The sequence below is a fragment of the Streptomyces sp. NPDC030222 genome, assembly GCF_055573115.1.
The window spans coordinates 1-1,380 of the sequence record NZ_JBVICA010000068.1 but is presented as its reverse complement, the minus strand read 5'-3'; the positions used below and the strand labels follow the sequence as shown (position 1 = coordinate 1,380).

Here is a 1,380-nt window from a genome sequence, read left to right as displayed (position 1 = left end):
CTGCCCTGATGGCAGGCGCGGACTGGTCGCAGATCGCGCAGCAGCTGATGGCGCTCCAGCGCGCGGGCGTCGACCTGGAGCAGCTGCTGCCGCGCGTCGGCGAGATCGCGGTGAGCGTGCGGGACGCCGTTGCCGCGAACGCCGAGCGGGTGGCTCGCGAGGGGACGGGGGAGTGGGAGAGGATGCTGCGTGAGACGGTGCCCGCGGGACCGGTGCGGGAGGCGATCCTGTCCTCGCCGACGTGGCCCGACATCGCGGCGACAATGGCGCGGCTGGACGAGCGCGGCGTCGACGTGCGGCAGATCCTCGCCTCGGCTCACGAGGAAGGACTCGGCGTTGACCAGGCGGTGGCGAAGGTGCTTGGGGCCGGCGAGGTGCCGGCCACGAGCCGGGACGCGATGCTGTCGTACGGGCCGCTGACCGAGGGCCTGGACATTCCGCCGGACCTGGACCTGTCGAACCGTGAACGGGCCCTTACGCAGCTGGGGCTGAGCTCGACGGAGAACGCCCACTACATCCGGCTGCTGCGTGAGGCGGTGCCGGGCCAGGAGAAGGAGACCGCGCTGATCGCCTCGTCGCGCCAGTGGCCCCTGCTGGCCGCGCGTATGGCCAAGATGGAAGCCGACGGCCTGGCGGTCCGGGACCACCTCGCGAACCTGACAAGGGACACCAGCTGGGCTCAAGAGCCTGCCTCGCGGCTGGTCGAGGCCGTGCACGGTGCGCTGCACGCGCCCCCGATGCCGCTCGTGGCGCCCCCGGCCAGGCGCGTGTCCACCGCGGCGGCGCGCAGCCAGTCGGTCACGACGTCGCGCCCTCCTACGACGCAGGCTCCCACGCCTGCTGAACCGGCCGTTGCCCCTCACCGGACAGCTGGACAGGCCGCCACACCTGGACGCCGCCGGAGCCGATGACGGCACCTGCCCTGGGCGGCCCCGAGCCAGGCCGCCCAGGGTCTTGAGGCCGAGGGAGCTATGGCCGGGTGGCGCCGTGGTAGTCGCCGGCGGGCATGGCCGAGGACAGTGCGGTGATTTCGACGTTCCGGCCGGTGCGGGGTGCGTGGAGGACTTTGCCGTCGCCGGCGTACATCGCGACGTGGTAGATGAAGCCGCCGCCGTGGCTCCAGAACATCAGGTCGCCCGGCTGAAGGTTCTCCTTGGCGACCGGGCGGTGGGAGGTGGCGGCGTACTGGGCTTCAGCGGTCCGCGGAAGCTTGATGTTGGGCCAGTAGGCGTACTGCATCAGGCTGCTGCAGTCGAAGCCGATGGTGACGGAGGCCAGGCAGCGACCGCCCTGGAAGCCATTGAGGCCGTCGCAGAAGCCTTTCGACGGGCCGTCCGGGCCGCCGCCGCCGTAGGCGTACGGGGTGCCCATGCGGCCGGC

Annotated in this window: 2 protein-coding genes; one reads left to right on the top strand and one right to left on the bottom strand. The window is 72.2% G+C overall.

Annotated elements, in window-relative coordinates:
• The coding region (locus tag ACZ4Z5_RS33335; protein WP_468270028.1) for a hypothetical protein at positions 1–911 on the top strand (911 nt) is incomplete at its 5' end.
• Between the two features lie 58 nt (positions 912–969).
• Here the strand turns inward: ACZ4Z5_RS33335 and ACZ4Z5_RS33330 are convergent.
• A partial coding sequence (locus ACZ4Z5_RS33330; RefSeq protein WP_468270026.1) for a C40 family peptidase occupies positions 970–1,380 on the bottom strand: 411 nt, incomplete at its 5' end.